We start from the raw sequence: 15,938 nt of genomic DNA, 5'->3' as shown, positions 1-15,938 counted from the left end.
GGAGCTCTCCGGCATGCCGCGCCCACCGTTTCAGGGATATTTCCATGCATTCACGTCTGATCGCCTGCGCCATGGCCGCCCTGCTGGCCACCACCATGGCCACCCCGGCCTTGGCCCAGTTTCAGGATGCCATCACGCCGCCCACCCCGGCCCCGGCCGAAACCATTTATATCAACGGCCGCATTGCCACACCCGACGGATGGCAGACCGCTGTGGCCATCGGCAAAGGCACCATTCTGGCCATCGGCAACGAGGCGCAGATGAACGCCCACCGCACCGGGGCCACACGCATGGTCGATCTGGGCGGAAAGACGGTCCTGCCGGGCCTGATCGACATGCATGTCCATGCGGTGGACGCCGGGCTGCACGCGCGCGAATGCGGCTTTGCGCAAGGGTCCGCTGCGACCACAGTGGTGGCTGCCGTCAAAACCTGCGTTGCGCAGGCCAAGCCCGGCGCATGGGTCGTGGGGGGCCAATGGGATGCCTCCTCGCTGGGCAAGGTTGCCCCGCATCGCCGGATCCTGGACGCCGTCGCGCCCCATGTCCCGGTTGTGCTGCATGACATCAGCCTGCACAGCGTCTGGGTCAATTCAGCGGCTTTGGCGGCGGCGGGCATTGACCGCAACACACAAAACCCGGCAGGCGGCGTGATTGAGCGCGACAGCAAGGGCGAGCCCACCGGCGTCCTGCGCGAAAACGCCGCCATCATGCTGCTGAACAAAGTCCCCCCGCCCGGCGACGGGGACCGTGTGGAGGCCCTGCGCCTGGCCACGCAGGCGATGCTGGCGCAGGGCATCACCGCCTATGAAGAGGCACTGATGGCCACCGCCAACGCCCGCGCCTATGCCGCCCTGTCCGATGCGGGCGGTCTGGCCCAGCATGTGCGCACCTGCATGTGGGACAGCGACCAAGGCCTGATCGCCCAGCGCCATCTTTATGCCAGACCGGGGCTGGATGTTTCCTGCGTCAAGATGATCCTTGATGGCGTGCCCACCGACTCGCACACCGCCGCCATGCATGATCCCTATGCCGATGCGGCTGCCTTTGGCGATGCGAGCCGCGCCAGAGGATCACTCATCATCGCTCCCGAAGCGATTGCGCAGCACCTTGCCCGCTATGACGCGGCTGGGCTGACGGTAAAGCTGCATGCGGCGGGCGATGCTTCGGTGCACGCCGCGCTCGATGCGATTGCCGCCGCGCGCAAGGCCAACGGCACCTATGGCCCGCATCATGAAATCGCCCACGGCAATTTCGTCCTGCCCGAGGATATCGGCCGCGCGCGCGATCTGGGCGCAACGTTTGAATTTTCGCCCTACATCTGGTTCCCCAGCCCGCCGGTTCAGGATCTCTATCGCACCGTCGGGCCGCAGCGCATGGCACGCTTTACCCCGGTGCGCGAGGCCCTGGATGCGGGGGCGCGGGTGGTCATCGGCTCGGACTGGCCGGTGGTGCCGTCCATGTCACCATGGGTGGCGATCGAAACGCTGGTCACGCGCGAAACGCCCGGCGGCGGCGCCACCGCCCTTGCCCCATCGCAAAAGGTCAGCGTGGCCGACGCCCTGCGCATGATGACGGTTTCGGCCGCAATGCAACTGGGCATCGGCGACAGGGTGGGAACACTGGAGCCGGGAAGACAGGCCGATCTCATCGTCATCGACCGCGATATTTTCGCCATCCCCCCGCGTGAGATCCATGCGACGCGGGTGCTGCGCACGGTGATCGCGGGCAAGGAAGTCTATCAGGCAAAACCATAAGGCAAAACGGGCGCCGGGGGTGATCCCGGCGCCCGCCCTGCTGCAAGCCATGAGGTCGAATTAAAGACCCATCATCGCATATTTGATTTCCATATATTCCATCAGCCCATGCGCCGAACCCTCGCGGCCAAAGCCGGATTGTTTCACCCCGCCAAAGGGCGCCACCTCGCTGGAAAGGCGGCCATCATTGATCGCCACCATGCCATATTCCAACGCCTCCATCATGCGCCATGCGCGGCCCATATCGCCCGTAAAGAGATAGGCCGCCAAGCCGTAAGGCGTATCATTGGCCAGCGCGATAGCCTCCTCTTCGTCGGCAAAGCGGATGACGGGGGCCACAGGGCCGAAGATCTCGCCGCTGGCCAATTCCATATCCGGGGTCACGCCCGTCACCACGCGCGGGGTGGCAAAGGCGGATGCGTCCGGGCCCCCGTGGGCCTGCGCGGCAACCGTGGCGCCCCGCGCCACCGCATCATCCACCAGATCCGACACGCGCCGGGCCTCCTTGGGCGAAATCAGCGGGCCGATCTGCGTATCGGCCAAAAGCCCATTGCCCACCTTGAGCGAGGACACCGCCGCCGCCAGCTTTTCGACAAAGGCGTCGTGTACGCCGTCATGGACAAGGATGCGATTGGCGCAGACACAGGTCTGTCCGGCATTGCGGAATTTGGCATCCATTACGCCGCGCACCGCGCGATCCAGATCGGCATCATCCATCACGATCAGCGGCGCATTGCCGCCCAGTTCAAGGCTGAGACGCAGCACCTGGTCGGCGGCCTGCGCCATCAGGATCTTGCCCACGCGGGTCGATCCGGTAAAGCTGAGCTTGCGCACCTTGGGGTGGGTGCAGAACAATTGCCCCACCGCCGCCGATTGGCGCGATGGCGTCACGGCGAACAAACCTTCGGGCACCCCGGCGCGGATCGCCAACTGTTCCAGCACCAGCGCCGAAAGCGGCGTGGCCTCGGCGGGTTTGACCACGATGGAGCAGCCCGCCGCCAATGCCGGCGCCACCTTGCGGGTAATCATCGCCACGGGAAAATTCCATGGCGTGATCGCGGTGCAGGTGCCCACTGGCTGACGCAGGGTCAAAACGCGACGATCCGTTGCAAAGCTGGGGATGACCTCGCCATAGGCGCGCTTGCCTTCTTCGGCATACCATTGGACATAGGCCGCGCCGTAGCGCACCTCGCCCAGCGCCTCGGCCAGCGGTTTGCCCGCCTCCACCGTCACCACTTCGGCCAGCACATCCTCATTGGCCAGGATCAGGTTGTACCATTTCATCAGGATCGTCGCACGCTCCTGCGCGGTCATGGCGGCCCATGCCGGGCGAAGCCGATCGGCCCGGTCGATGGCCCCGGACACATCCTCCACGCTCCACGACCGGATCGAGGCGACAAGTTCGCCCGTGGCAGGGTTGGCGACCTGAATGCCATCAGAATCGCGCAGGGACTGCTCAATGTAATTAATCGCCTGTATCATGTTTCTGTCTTTATAGAGGGACGCAATTACAGCATCCGGGGAAGAACATCATTGGCTTTATCGGCATCGAAAAATCGATGCTTGAGAACACCCGCAACATGCAGAGCCACCAGCCCAAGCAGCGTATAGGCCAGCACTTTGTGCAGCAGTTGAAACACGGCAAAGGCGTTGTCGTTCTTGGGCAGGAGTTCGGGCACTTCGAGGCCGAAGAAGGGAACTCCGTCGCTTTGCGTAAAGCTTGCCGACATGCCATAGCCCATCAGCGGCACGACAAAGGCCAACACCAGCATGGCGACATGCACCACATGCGAAAGATGCGCCTCCCACGGCTTCAACCCGACGGGAGGCAGCGGCAGCCGGCTTTGCAGGCGGATCGCCAATTGCACCACCACGACCAGCCAGACCAGCACCCCGAACTCCTTGTGCATCGGATAGAGCGTGGTGAACTTGATGGTGGACGTATCGGGCAGCGAGGTCATCGTGAAGCCCGCCGCAATCAGCCCAAGGATCAGCAAGGCGCGCAACCAGTGCAGCACACGCATTGCGAGAGAATAACGGCTTACTGGCTCCATGGCTGACATGCCTTTCCTTGCGTTAATCGGGTCAAAGATAAATGCCGCGCGAATAGCCGCCATCCAGCGCGATGGACTCGCCATTGATCGAGCGAGCGCCCGGCCCGGCCAGAAAGACCACAAGATCGCCGATTTCGGCCGGATCGATCACCCGCCGCGTCGGCACCTGCGCGACGAAATCCGCCTCGACATGCGCCGGTGTAACGCCCCGCTCATGCGCCATTTCGTCAAACAGTTCGACCAGATGCGGGCTGGCCACAATGCCGGGGTGGATTGTGTTGACCCTGATCCCGTCGGGGCCAAGCTGATCGCCCAGAACCTTGGTGAAATGGCTGATCGCAGCATTGCGCAGACCGCTCAGCGTGTCCGAAGAGCGCCCGGTGAGACCGCCGATATTGACGATCGCGCCCCCGCCCCTTTGCCGCATACCCGGCGCAAAGGCCTGAATATAGCGCAGATAGCCGCCGACCTTGGTGTCCAGATCGCCCATCAAGGCATCGACATCCACCGTTTCGATCGCCCCGCCGATGGGCGTGCTGCTGGCCGCGACATTGACCAACAGGTCGATCCCGCCCACCTGCCGCACCAGTTCGCGCACGCTCTGGGCATCGGTGGCATCCGAAGTGATGGCACGCGCGCCCAGTTGCCGCGCCGCCGTTTCCAGCGGATCGGCGCGGCGCGCGGTGATAAACACCTGCCATCCATCGGCCACCAGCTTATGGACAATACCCGGCGCAATCCCGCCGCTGCCGCCGGTAACCAGTGCAACCCGGCTCACGGCAATTCCACCGCGATCAGCATCGGCCCCTCGCAGGCCAGCCCTTGATCGAGCGCCGCGCCCAATTGCCCCGCCTCGGTCACCCGCAGGGCCGGAACGCCATAGGCCTTGGCCAGCGCCACCCAATCGGTGGCCGGATCGTCCAGCACCGTCATGCCCGCAATCGCCGGATGGGCCAGATCGGCCTGCGCGCGGCGCAGTTCGGTCTGCAGGATGCCATAGCGGTGGTTGGCCGCAATGATGATCGTGATGGGCAACTTTTCATGCGCCATGGTCCACAGCGACTGGACCGTATATTGCGCCGATCCGTCCGATTGCAGACTGACCACCCGCCGCCCCGGCGCGGCCAGAGCCGCCCCCAGCGCGCAGGGCAGCCCTTGACCGATGGCGCCGCCGGTGTTGGTCATCACCCGGTGCCGGGGGCCGCGATGCGCCTCGCGCAGCCAGGGCCCGCCAAGGGTCGAACCCTCCAGCGAGATGATCGCATCCTCGGGCAGGCGCGGCAGCAGGGCCTCGACCACGGCGTCGGCATTGAGGCCGACCGTTGCAGGCGGCACCGGGGGCAGCGCAGGCAATTCACCCTCCGGCCCATCGAGCAGCGCGGCCAACGCCTCCAACGCGGCGGCCCCGTCCTCACCCGCCTCGGTCAGCAGAGCAAGGCGTTCATCGGGGACCAGCTGGCTGGGAAAACCTTCATAGCCGAAATAGCTGATCGGCATGCGCGCGCCGACCAGAACAACGGTGGCCTCGCCCAATTGGCGAATGACATCATCGGGGAAATAGGCCTGCCGCTCGACGCGGGGCAGACCGCCGCCCAGCGTGACAATGGCGGGATAAGGCTCCATAAGGATGCGCGCGCCGGTGCGGCGCGCCACCTTTTCCGCCGCGCGAATGCCCGCTTCGCCCAGCGTATTGCCGCCCAGCAGCAAAACCTTGGCCCCTTCGCCGCGCAGGCATTGGGCCACGCTTGCAATCCGGTCCACCGGAGCGGCCGCGGGCGCGGTATCGCCAAGATCCTCCGGCTGATCCGAAACGGCGGGTGCATCCATGACGTCGGTGGGCAGGACAAGCGTAGTGATCGCGCCGGGCGCCACCCGCGCCGCGCGCAGCCCCCGCGCCGCATCCTCACCCAATTGCGCGGCATCACTGGTGTAAATCACCTGCGCCGATACCGGCGAGGCCAGCGAGCGGATATCGCTGGTCAAAGGCGCGTCATAGGCCAGATGCCAAGTGGCGTGGTCGCCGATCAGATTGACGATGCGCGAATGGGCGCGGCGCGCATTGTGCAGATTGGCGATGCCATTGGCAAAACCGGGCCCCAGATGCAGCAGCGTCAGCGCCACTTCGCCCGAAACGCGCGAATAGCCGTCGGCGGCCCCCGTGGCCACGCCTTCAAACAGGCAGAGCACGGTCTTGAGTTCGGGCACATCGGCCATGGCGCGCACCATGGTCAGTTCAGTCGTGCCGGGATTGGCAAAGCAGATGCGCGCGCCGCCCAGACGAAGCGTCCGCAACAGGGCAACCGCGCCATTTTCCTCAATCTTGCTCACCTGACCCATGCTCCCCAATATTGGACTTATTCGCCCGATGCCTGCGCGGATGCCACGCCGGCCAAAAATCCGGCCACCAGACCGTTGAACTGATCCACCCTGTCGTCATGGACATAGTGGCTTGCACCCTCGACGCTGACGTGGCTGATGCGCGGATTGCGCCGCTCCATCTCCTGCACCGTGGCGAGCGGGCAAAAATCCGATTTCGCCCCCCGGATCACGCATGTCGGCACGCGCAGGCCTTCCACCACCGGCCAGAGATCGACCACCCGCGCCGGATCGGGGTCGAGCCGCGTGGCGCTGATCCCTGCGGCATCATAGCGCCAGCCAACCCGGCCATCAGGCGTTTCACGCAGGCTTTCCCACAGGCGCTGCTCCAGCGCGGCAAGGCTGACGCTGGGACGGGTGCGGCGCCAATAGGCCCGCGCCTCGCGCCAATCGGCAAAGCTGAGCGGGAGGGCGGCCATTTCGGCCTTGATCCGCTCGGCCCCGGCCCCGCTGATCGAGGAGCCGGGCGCGATATCCTCGATAATCAGCGCGTTGAGCCGCTCCGGATGTTTGGCTGCATAGACATAGGATGTGGTTCCCCCCATCGAATGGCCCAGCAGCACGAAGCGCTCCAGCCCCAATCCATCGACCAGCGCCTCCAGATCGGCCAGATAGGCGTCGGTGTAATAATTGGCCTGCGCATCCCAATCGCTTTCGCCGCGCCCGCGTTGATCCAGCGCGATCACCCGCCAGCCCGCGCCCAGCGATGCAGCCAGCGCCCGCCATGTGCCGGAAAAACCGCGCAGCCCATGCAGGGCGACAAGGGCAGGCGCGTCGGCCCGCCCCCATTCCCGCACGCGCAGGCGCAGGCCATTGGCCTCGATGAACGAAACCCGCTCATCCTCAAGGCCGACCGGCTCCTCGGGCGGCCTGTTGTCGGCCATCAGGTCTTGCGCATGTGCCATGGCTTATACCAGTCCGTCTTCGCCCTTGACCTCGCTGGCCTTCAATCCGCCCAGACGGGCGTTGAGGCGGCCGCGCGTGGCAAAGGCCCAGATCAGGATCACTTCATCGCGGTTCGGCCCATCGTTAAAGCTGGCGCTGATCGTATCATAATGCGATCGGACATAGAGCGCGTCCTTATGCGCCAGCGGAATGTCCACAATCGTGCCGGGCACGCCGCGCTTGCCGGTCGAAGGCACCCAGCTCTTGCCGCCGCCCACCGCATCGCGCACCGGATTGGCCGCAGGATTGGTCAGCAGCGCATTGCCATGTTCATATTCGCAATCGGTGCCCACCAGAATGGCCTTGCCATAGCTCTCGATCGCCTTGCCGCCGCTCAGTTCCGTAAGACGGCGCCCGATTTCAACGCCCAGCGCGGGCGAAGCATCGATCCAGCCGGTCAGGTCCTCGACATATTGGCCGGCATAGGGGCAGTGAATGGCCGCCGCGATCACATACTTGTAGATCGGTTCGCCATCAGCCGCCGCGCCGGTTTCTCCGGCCAGCGTTTCATCCACAAAACCATACCACTTGCGGATGTGAAAGGGCCCGAAATTGGGGGTGTGCGTCGTCATGAATTCTCTCCGGAATGGGTATTGGACCGGCTGTTACAACGGGTCGAGATGGGTGGGGTCGGCCTGACCGCCATTGTCATGCAGTTGGGCGATGGCCTTGCCGTCGGCATGGTCAGTCAACTGGTGAAACACTTCGAGCATGTGGCCGTCGGGATCATAGAAGTAGATGCCCACCGAAACGCCATGGTCGAGGATTTCTGCAATCCGCACGTCATTGGCCAGCAAATGGCCATAGGCGCGTCGCAGATCATCCATCGTGCGGCTGACCAGTTGCAGGCCGATATGTTCGAATTCCCTACCCGTAGTGGCGCCCTCCTGGGCGGGAAACAGCGCGATGTCGTGGTCGCTCTCGCCAAAGGTCAGGAACACGCCGCCCTTGTACGGCCCGTCCTGAACGCGGGCGGAAACCTCCATGCCCAGCACATTGGCATACCACTGTGCAGAAGCATCGGGATCCTTCACATACAGAACGATATGGGCGATCCGCTTCACTTTAATGGGTTTCATGGGGCAGCTCCATGTCCGAGGGCACGCCCGGCACCCAGGCCATGCCGGTAATTTCGCTGAATTCGCGCCGCTGTTTGGCCCAATTGTGGCCGCCATCCTCGCTGATGAAAAGATGCCCGAACTTGGTGCCCGCCATCATCAGATCGGGCAAGGCCGCATTGGCGCCAAACGCCCAAAGGCAGGAATTGGGCTGATAATCCAGCTTGCCCGGTGCCCATGTCTCGCCTGCATCGCTGGACACCAGCACCGCCGCCGTGTTGCCCGGGGTGCCATCCCCGATGCCGATCGCCAGTTCGCGGTCGCTGCCCGGTTTGCGCAGCAGCACGCGGGCATAGCGCAGGCCCCAGGTCTCGCGGGCATGCATACGGGTCCACGTCTGCCCGCCATCGGTCGAGCGGTAAAGCGCATTGACCACCAGCACCAGAACCGTGTCTTCCTGACCAGCCGGAGCGGGCAGGATCACGATGTCATGGATGTCGGAATTGCCCGCATGATGGGGCCATTCCTCATCCAGCCGCGCCCATGTGTTGCCACCATCTAGCGTGCGGAACAGGCCGCCTTCTTCCACGCCCACCCAGACATCGAGCGGGTCATGCGGATTGACCGCCAGCGCCAGCATGCGCGGACGGCTGACCCCGGCGCAGCGCTCGGGCATCAGCAGATCGGTCTGCTCCCACGTCTTGCCACCGTCCGTGCTGCGGAAAAAGGCGGCGCGGGTGGGCGATCCGGTCCCGGCATACATGTAATCCGGGTTGCTTTCCGAAACGGCCAATTTCCAAACCGCAAAACCGTTCAGCGCGCAATCAACCTGATGCCAATGCGCGCCGCAATCCTCGCTGCGGAACAGGCCGCGTTCGCTGCCCGCCCAGATCGCGCCGTTTTGACGGGGGTCCACGAGCAGGCAGCGCACGCAATCATCATATTCCAGATCCTGGCCCACGTTGATCCGATACCAGTTCGTGCCGCCATCATGGCTGCGCATGATCGCCTGTCCGTCGGTCGATACCAAAAGCGTCTTTTGCATTTTCGCTCTTCCACTATCTGTTGGCTGTCGGCTCAAAAATCTCAGCTGAGATTGACCCACACGCTCTTCGTCTCGCTGTAGAGTTCCATCGCGGCGCGGCCATGTTCGCGGCCCCAGCCCGATTGCTTGTACCCGCCGAACGGGCTGGCCGGATCGACCATGTTGAAGCAATTGATCCACACCGTACCCGCCTTGACCGCCTCGGCCATGCGATGCGCGGTCTTGAGATCATTGGTCCAAATCCCAGCCGAAAGGCCAAATTCGCTGTCATTGGCCTGACGCACCAATTCTTCGGGATCGGTCCAGGTCAGCGCGGAAAGCACCGGGCCAAAGATTTCTTCGCGCACCACGCGCATGTCCGGACCGGCCGAGGCCAGAATGGTGGGCTCAAAGAAGAACCCCTTGGCCTGATCCGCCGGGCGCCGCCCGCCGGTCAGCACGCGTGCGCCTTCCTGTTGGCCGATGTTCACATAGCCGCTGACGACATCCCACTGCTCCTGCGAGATAAGCGGACCAAAGGTGGTGGCATCGTCCAGACCATTGCCGATCTTTTGCGCGGCGGCATGGGCCGCGATCCTTTCCAGCAATTCATCGGCCACACTGGCATGGGCATAGAGGCGCGAACCGGCGGTGCAGGTCTGGCCCTGATTGAAGAAGATGCCTGCTGCGATGCTGGCCGCGGCCGCATCGAGATCCGCGTCCGCCAGCACGATCTGGGGCGATTTTCCGCCCAGTTCGAGGCTGACCTTCTTGAGATTGCCCGTGCTGCCGCGCACGATCGCCTTGCCAACGGCTGTCGACCCGGTGAAGGCCACCTTGTCCACGCCGGGATGCTCGACCAGCGCCGCGCCCGCTTCGCCAAAACCGGGCACGACATTGATGACGCCCGCCGGAAAGCCCGCCTCCAGCGCCAGTTCGCCAAGGCGAAGAGCGGTAAGCGGGGTCTGTTCGGCAGGCTTGAGGATAACGCAGCAACCCGCTGCAACAGCCGGGGCGATCTTCCACGCCGCCATCGACATCGGATAGTTCCAAGGCACGATCAGCCCCGCCACGCCCACCGGCTCGCGCGTCGTGTAGTTAAGGATGCGCGCGCCGCTGCGGGGCGATACGGGCAGTGTTTCGCCGCCAAACTTGGTCGGCCAGCCTGCGAAATAGCGGAACGTCTTGATCGAGCCTTCGATCTCCACCGCCTTGGTGAACAGCCAGGGCTTGCCATTGTCGAGGCATTCCAGCACCGCCAGTTCATCAGCATGCTGCTCGATCAGATCGGCCAGACGATAGAGCAGCAGCGAGCGGTCATTGGCGTTCATCCGGCGCCATGCCGGATTTTCAAAGGCGCGCCGGGCAGCCGCCACCGCGCGGTCGATATCAGCGGCGCCGCCGCGGGCCACCTGCGCGATTTCCTCGCCCGTGGCCGGGTTGATCGTGGCAAAGCTCTCGCCCGAGAGCGCGGGCACCCGCTGGCCGTCGATCAGCAGGCCCTGCACCTTGCCCGCCATGTCCTGGGTCAGACGCTGTGCCACGTCATAGGCATTTTCCACCAAGGCCATCGAATTTCTCCCCAATTCCCGTCCGCGCAGCGCCGCTTTCCAGCACCCGAACGGCAAAAATTCCTGTGGTGCGTCGCAAAAGCATGCGCCGCCAATTCTCGGTCTTTCCCGAGTCGAGTTAGGGATAGCGCGACATCAAAAAGGAAACAATCAAAAAGTTTTTCCATTTTCTGTTGCTATAACGAGACAATCTAGGCATGATCGTCGTCAACAGGAATTCAATGGGGAAGAATCTTCATGACACAGGCTCCTTGGGCAGACCCGGAAGCCTTGCTGGCGCAATCGCTGGCCCATGCGCGCGCCACCGGCCGCGCCCTTGGCCATGTCGAACATGAGATTGCCGCCGCGCTCACGCTGGATCAGGCCTATCATGTGCAGCAGGCCGCCTTTGCCCTGCGCGACGAGCCGCTGGCGGGCTACAAGCTGGCCGCGACCAGCGCGCGAGCGCAGGAGGCGATGGGGCTGGACGGGCCGCTGGTGGGGCGCATCGCGCTGACCGATCTGGCCCCGCTCGCCACGCCTGCTCACGATGATCGCCCCGTGTATGCCGAGGCCGAATTGCTGATCCGCATTGGCAAGGACATGCCTGTCATGACCGATCTACCCTCGCTGGCCACGATGGCCGAGGTGATTGACCGGGTCTGGCTGGGCCTCGAAATCTGCACGAGCAGTTTTGCCGATGATGATCTGTCGCCTGCGGGGATCGTGGCCGACAATGGTTTGCTTCACGCGATTGTGACCGGCGATCTGCTGGCCGAGCGCTGGCACGAAGGGCTGGCGGAAGGCACTGTATCGCTGCAACCGGATGGGGCCGAACCGGTCTATGGCGCAGCAAGCGCCGTCATGGGCCATCCGCTGCTGGCGCTGGGCTGGCTGGCCGCCTGGCTTGGGCGGCGGGGCGAAAACCTGCGGGAGCATCAGATCATCGCTTGCGGCAGCATGACCGGGATCACGCAAATCGCCACAGACAAAGGCGTGACCGCGCATTTCGGTACGCCGGACAAGACAATAACAGGCACGGTTACGACTACCTTTGCCAAGGATCAGATGAGGAGCGAAGCATGACATTGGAATTGGGCGTGGCCGGAAAGGTGGCCATCATTACGGGCGGCGGCGTGGGCATCGGCAAGGAAACCGCACGTAAGCTGGCAGCCGCCGGCGCAAAGGTGGTGATCGCCGCGCGCACGAAAGCAACGCTGGAAGCGGCCGCCGCGCAATTGCGCGAGGAAACCGGCGGCGAGGTTCTGGCCATTCCCGCCGACACCACCAGCATGGCGGCGGTTCAGGCTCTGGTCGATGCCACGGTGGCGCATTTCGGCGGCGTACATATTCTGGTCAATTGCGCGGCGGCCCCCGGCGGCCTGGTCCGCAACGCCATTGAAGAAGCCGACGAGGACGCACTGCTGCTCGACCTCAACACCAAGCTGATGGGCTATTTCCGCACGGCCAAGGCTTGTGCGCCCCACATGCGCAAGGCCGGATGGGGCCGTATCGTCAATGTCGGCGGCCTGACCGCGCGCTGCACCGAGGCGTTGAGCGGAATGCGGAACGCGGCGCTGGTGCATTTTACCAAGACGCTGTCAGATGAATTGGGCCGCGACGGCATCACCGTCAATATCATTCATCCCGGCGTGACGCGCACCGAACATATCGAACAATGGTTCAACGAAATGGCCGCCGAGGAAGGCACGACCTTCGAAGCGATTGTCGAGCGCGAAGCCGGCGCGCCCGCCGCGCTCAAGCGCATGCTGGAAGTGCATGAAGTGGCCGATCCAATCGTGTTCCTGGCCAGTGAACTGGGCAGCGGGATCACCGGGGAATCGATCGCTGTTGACGGCGGCCTCTCGCGCGCGGTTTTCCTGTAATCCACCGCTTGGCACATAAAGGAGCCAGACCCGGATGTCCGGATCTGGCTCCTTTTTTATTGGCCAACCTTTACCTGCTCACAGACATATTCCTCAATGCGATAGTCCTTGGGCTCACGCTTATAGAGGAAAGTGAACGTATAGGGACGGGTCAGGTATTGCGGATCGGTGATCGTCACATCATCGGCCAGAATGCCGTCGGCCCGCAGATGCCACCTTTCGCGCACCATCATATCGGCCGAATGCGGGATATCGGCATATTGCACATCCTCGCGCACACCCGCGGTTTCCACCTCCAGCGCCTCACCCGCCCAATGGCCGGTCGAGCGCCCGAAGTAACCCGGATTGATCTCTTTGATCGAGGGCAGCGGTTCATCAAGATAGATGCGCCGGATCTGTGACATGAACTCGCCCAGCACCGTTACCTGCTTGAGCGCGGGATTTTGCAAGATCTGCAAAGCGTAATGCGCGCCCATCAGGCCGGGAACCCCCTCGGGCAGGCATTGCGAACTGGGGGTCGGCAAAGGCGTGCCCGCCGCATCGGCATCGGCGCGCCGCTTTTGCATGGCCCGCCATTGCGCCAGATATGGCTCGCGCAGGGGCGGTTCCACCACTTGCAGTTCGGGCGGGTCGGGCAGGCCGGAAAACGTGTCGGGATAGGCCGGATAGCGGTTCCAGACGCCGGAGAAATCGGGCTCCGCCCAAGCCGGAGTGCTGGTCAGCGCTGCAAAAGCGCTGACCATGACAAACAGCGCGCGCCTCACTTGCGCGCCGTCAGGGTAAGACCGATCGTGCGAGGGCGGAAACTGCCTGCGCGATACCAGGTCGAGATCGGGGAATCGTGATAAAGCGCCATGATGGGCTGGCTGTCGGTCACATTGTTGGCATAGAGGCTGAGATCAAGATCCGCCCAATCCGCCTTGATCCGGCCGCCGACGCGCAGATCAAGCTGCGATGTGGCCGGCGGGCGCGGCAGCGCCGGATCAACCAGCGGCGAATTGACATCGACCGGCTTGCCGTTGTGGCTGTTGTACGAAAAATCGGCGCGGGCATAGCCTTCGATGCCGCCAATCGGTTGCGTGAATTCACCGTTGAGCTGGAACGACCACGGCGCCACGGCAAAGGGCTCGCCTGCCTTGCGGATGGTGGTTCCGTTCGGCCCCGGAATGGCCGAGGTGTAGCGCGCATTGGTATAGGCCACCGAAGCGCCCAGCGTGAGCGAACGAACGGGCCGCAAGGTTACCGCCAGATCGAACCCGTCAACCTTGGCCGAACCAAGATTGAGCGCGGCATAGATCGAACAGGTCGGTAGGGCCAGGAGCGTCTGCACATTGTTCCAGTCAATATGATAGATCGAGGCATCCATGGCCAGCTTGCCGCCAAACAGACGGTTTTTGCTTCCTGCCTCATAGCTCCAGATCGAGTCCGGCTTGACGTTGAGCGAGGCGAGCGGATCAAAGCCGATGGCCGCAGCATCGCTGGTGCAGGTCAGGCCCACGGGCGGCGAAACGCCGGGCCCGCGTACGCCCTTGGCGGCGCTGACATAGAACATATTGCGCGGATCGGCCTGAAACGTCACCCCTAGGCGCGGCGTGAACGTGTGGCTGGTGGTGCCCAGACTGTCGGTGCGGCCCGGCGTTGTGTAGAGCGGCCCGGCGGTGAAACCTTCAAACTGATATTTGGCAATGGTATAGCGCCCGCCAAGCGTCAGCTTAAGCCGGGGCACTACTTCATAATCGGCCTGTGCATAGGCGGCCATTTGCTGATCGCGGTGGGTGTTGCGCTGAAACACGCTGAACTGGCCCTGATAGAGATCGACCCCATAGGCATCCATCAGCGAGGTGTAGGGCGGATTGCCGCTCTGCGCCTGAGCGTAATTCACGACATCCAGCAATTGCGGATCGCTGCCCGCATATTGGTCCTGCACAAAGGAGCGCTGATAGAACAGGCCGACGATCCAGTTGAAACGGTCGTTGGCATTGTTGTTCTGCAGGCGCAGCTCCTGGGTAAAGGATTTCTGGATCGTGTGGCTTTGCGTGCCCGGCGCATAGTTCTGGAACTGGCTTGGGATGGTGCCGACCACGCCACCAAACAGCGTCAGGCTCAGCGTGGCGTCATCGCTCTGCGTCCGGGTGGTGCGATGGAAATAGGACGTGTCGGAAACCAGCGTGGCACGGCCCAGATCCAGCTCGACCTTGAGCGCGGGCAGATAGAAATCGTCGCGGTGCCGTTCGGGCCTTGTATTCAGGCTCAAACGCTGATCGGCATGGGCCAGATCCGAGGCGGCAACTTCAAAGCGCGAACCATCGGCAATGTTCTGATACTGATAGAAGATCGAAGGCGTGATCGTCAGACGGTCCGTGGCCCGCGCGCCGACCGCCAGGCGCAGCGACACCGTGTCCGAACTGTTGATGTCTTTTTGCGTGACCTGTTTGGTGGTCCGATCCAGACGGTCGATATAGCCGCCGTCATGACGGGTCCATGCGCTCACGCGAAAGCCGATCTTGTCGGTCACGATGGGCGCGCCCAGCGCGACGCCGCCCTCATAGCTGGCCGCGCCATTATGCGTAGTGCCCACTTCGGCGCGGTCATACATCGAGATCTTGTCATAGCTGGGCTTGGGCATGATGAAGCGCACCGCCCCGCCCACCGAGCCGCTGCCGAACAGAGTGCCCTGCGGTCCGCGCAGCACCTCAACGCGGTCAAGATCGAACACCTGCGGATAGGGATTGCTGAGCGACGGGCTGACGCCCACGCGGGTCTGCACCGGCGTATCGTCGATATAGACGCCCGTAGTCGGGATCCCGGAGGCGGAATCGATGCCGCGGATCGCGATCGAGGTCTGGCCGGTGCCGTAAAGAACGGCGGACTGGCCGAAGGTGATGCCTGGCGTTACCTGCGCGATATCGGCGATCGACCGCACGCCCTGCGTATCCAGCTCCACGCTGCTCTTGGCGACCACGCTCGCGGGCACGCGGCTGAGTGATTGGGCCTTGCGCGTGGCGGTAACGACAATCTCGCCCGGAGGCGGCGCGTCGGCATTGCGTGCGGATGCCGCTCCGCCCCCATCCTGCGCCAGCGCAGGTGACGCCATCAGCAAGGCAGACATCGCCAGCCCCGCCGACAGACCGTTGCGCATGTGTGAAACACGGTGCGCGCGCTGCGTCGAAGTCATTGTTATTTCTCCCTGTAACATCTGTCCCGCCGCTATTTTCCAACGCCTTTGGCGCACGGCTGAGCAGAAGCAGGCTGCCGCGAATACAGTTGTAAAGACGAAGGTTTTACAGTTGC

Annotated in this window: 14 protein-coding genes; 3 read left to right on the top strand and 11 right to left on the bottom strand. The window is 63.6% G+C overall.

What is annotated here, in order from left to right:
- The first annotated feature begins 44 nt into the window (after positions 1–44).
- Positions 45–1,754, top strand: a complete 1,710-nt coding sequence (locus PQ467_RS18510) for an amidohydrolase (protein ID WP_274177008.1) — start codon at positions 45–47, stop codon at positions 1,752–1,754.
- Between the two features lie 60 nt (positions 1,755–1,814).
- On the opposite strand, the gene PQ467_RS18505 is transcribed toward PQ467_RS18510, so the two are convergent.
- The 9 genes from PQ467_RS18505 to PQ467_RS18465 are packed head-to-tail and all read right to left on the bottom strand — an operon-like array spanning position 1,815 to position 10,731.
- The gene (locus PQ467_RS18505) at positions 1,815–3,236 is read right to left on the bottom strand and encodes an NAD-dependent succinate-semialdehyde dehydrogenase (protein ID WP_274177007.1); all 1,422 of its coding nucleotides are present in this window, start codon (positions 3,234–3,236) and stop codon (positions 1,815–1,817) included.
- A 26-nt stretch (positions 3,237–3,262) separates the two neighbouring features.
- Positions 3,263–3,808, bottom strand: a complete 546-nt coding sequence (locus PQ467_RS18500) for a cytochrome b (RefSeq protein ID WP_443193028.1) — start codon at positions 3,806–3,808, stop codon at positions 3,263–3,265.
- 31 nt (positions 3,809–3,839) lie between these two features.
- A complete protein-coding gene (locus PQ467_RS18495; protein ID WP_274177005.1) occupies positions 3,840–4,586 on the bottom strand; it encodes an SDR family NAD(P)-dependent oxidoreductase in 747 nt (248 codons plus the stop codon).
- Positions 4,583–6,145: an acetolactate synthase large subunit gene (locus PQ467_RS18490; protein ID WP_274177004.1), complete on the bottom strand. Its 1,563-nt coding sequence runs from the start codon at positions 6,143–6,145 to the stop codon at positions 4,583–4,585. Before PQ467_RS18490 ends, PQ467_RS18495 begins: the two co-directional genes overlap by 4 nt.
- Positions 6,146–6,162: 17 nt before the next feature.
- Positions 6,163–7,089: an alpha/beta fold hydrolase gene (locus PQ467_RS18485; RefSeq protein ID WP_274177002.1), complete on the bottom strand. Its 927-nt coding sequence runs from the start codon at positions 7,087–7,089 to the stop codon at positions 6,163–6,165.
- A 3-nt stretch (positions 7,090–7,092) separates the two neighbouring features.
- Complete coding sequence (locus PQ467_RS18480) at positions 7,093–7,701, bottom strand: amino acid synthesis family protein (RefSeq protein WP_274177000.1); 609 nt, start codon at positions 7,699–7,701, stop codon at positions 7,093–7,095.
- Positions 7,702–7,734: 33 nt separating this feature from the next.
- Positions 7,735–8,208 carry a VOC family protein gene (locus PQ467_RS18475; RefSeq protein ID WP_274176999.1) on the bottom strand — a complete coding sequence of 158 codons (474 nt, stop codon included), beginning with the start codon at positions 8,206–8,208 and terminating at the stop codon, positions 7,735–7,737.
- Positions 8,195–9,232 carry a WD40/YVTN/BNR-like repeat-containing protein gene (locus tag PQ467_RS18470; RefSeq protein ID WP_274176998.1) on the bottom strand — a complete coding sequence of 346 codons (1,038 nt, stop codon included), beginning with the start codon at positions 9,230–9,232 and terminating at the stop codon, positions 8,195–8,197. The genes PQ467_RS18475 and PQ467_RS18470 overlap by 14 nt, the downstream gene beginning before the upstream one ends.
- A 41-nt stretch (positions 9,233–9,273) precedes the next feature.
- Positions 9,274–10,731 carry an aldehyde dehydrogenase family protein gene (locus PQ467_RS18465; protein ID WP_443193036.1) on the bottom strand — a complete coding sequence of 486 codons (1,458 nt, stop codon included), beginning with the start codon at positions 10,729–10,731 and terminating at the stop codon, positions 9,274–9,276.
- Positions 10,732–11,019: 288 nt separating this feature from the next.
- Between PQ467_RS18465 and PQ467_RS18460 the strand changes: the two genes are divergently transcribed.
- Entirely contained in the window at positions 11,020–11,847 is an 828-nt protein-coding gene (locus tag PQ467_RS18460; protein WP_274176996.1) for a 2-keto-4-pentenoate hydratase, read from the top strand.
- Positions 11,844–12,647 carry an SDR family NAD(P)-dependent oxidoreductase gene (locus PQ467_RS18455; protein ID WP_274176995.1) on the top strand — a complete coding sequence of 268 codons (804 nt, stop codon included), beginning with the start codon at positions 11,844–11,846 and terminating at the stop codon, positions 12,645–12,647. Before PQ467_RS18460 ends, PQ467_RS18455 begins: the two co-directional genes overlap by 4 nt.
- A 56-nt stretch (positions 12,648–12,703) precedes the next feature.
- Here the strand turns inward: PQ467_RS18455 and PQ467_RS18450 are convergent, their stop codons facing one another.
- Both PQ467_RS18450 and PQ467_RS18445 read right to left on the bottom strand, forming a co-directional pair.
- Positions 12,704–13,411 (bottom strand): hypothetical protein, encoded by a 708-nt coding sequence (locus PQ467_RS18450; protein WP_274176994.1) that lies wholly within the window; start codon positions 13,409–13,411, stop codon positions 12,704–12,706.
- Positions 13,408–15,822, bottom strand: a complete 2,415-nt coding sequence (locus PQ467_RS18445; protein WP_274176993.1) for a TonB-dependent receptor — start codon at positions 15,820–15,822, stop codon at positions 13,408–13,410. Before PQ467_RS18445 ends, PQ467_RS18450 begins: the two co-directional genes overlap by 4 nt.
- Positions 15,823–15,938: the final 116 nt, after the last annotated feature.

The organism is Novosphingobium sp. KACC 22771 (genome assembly GCF_028736195.1).
GTDB lineage: Bacteria > Pseudomonadota > Alphaproteobacteria > Sphingomonadales > Sphingomonadaceae > Novosphingobium.
This window is presented reverse-complemented; position numbering and strand designations above follow the sequence as displayed.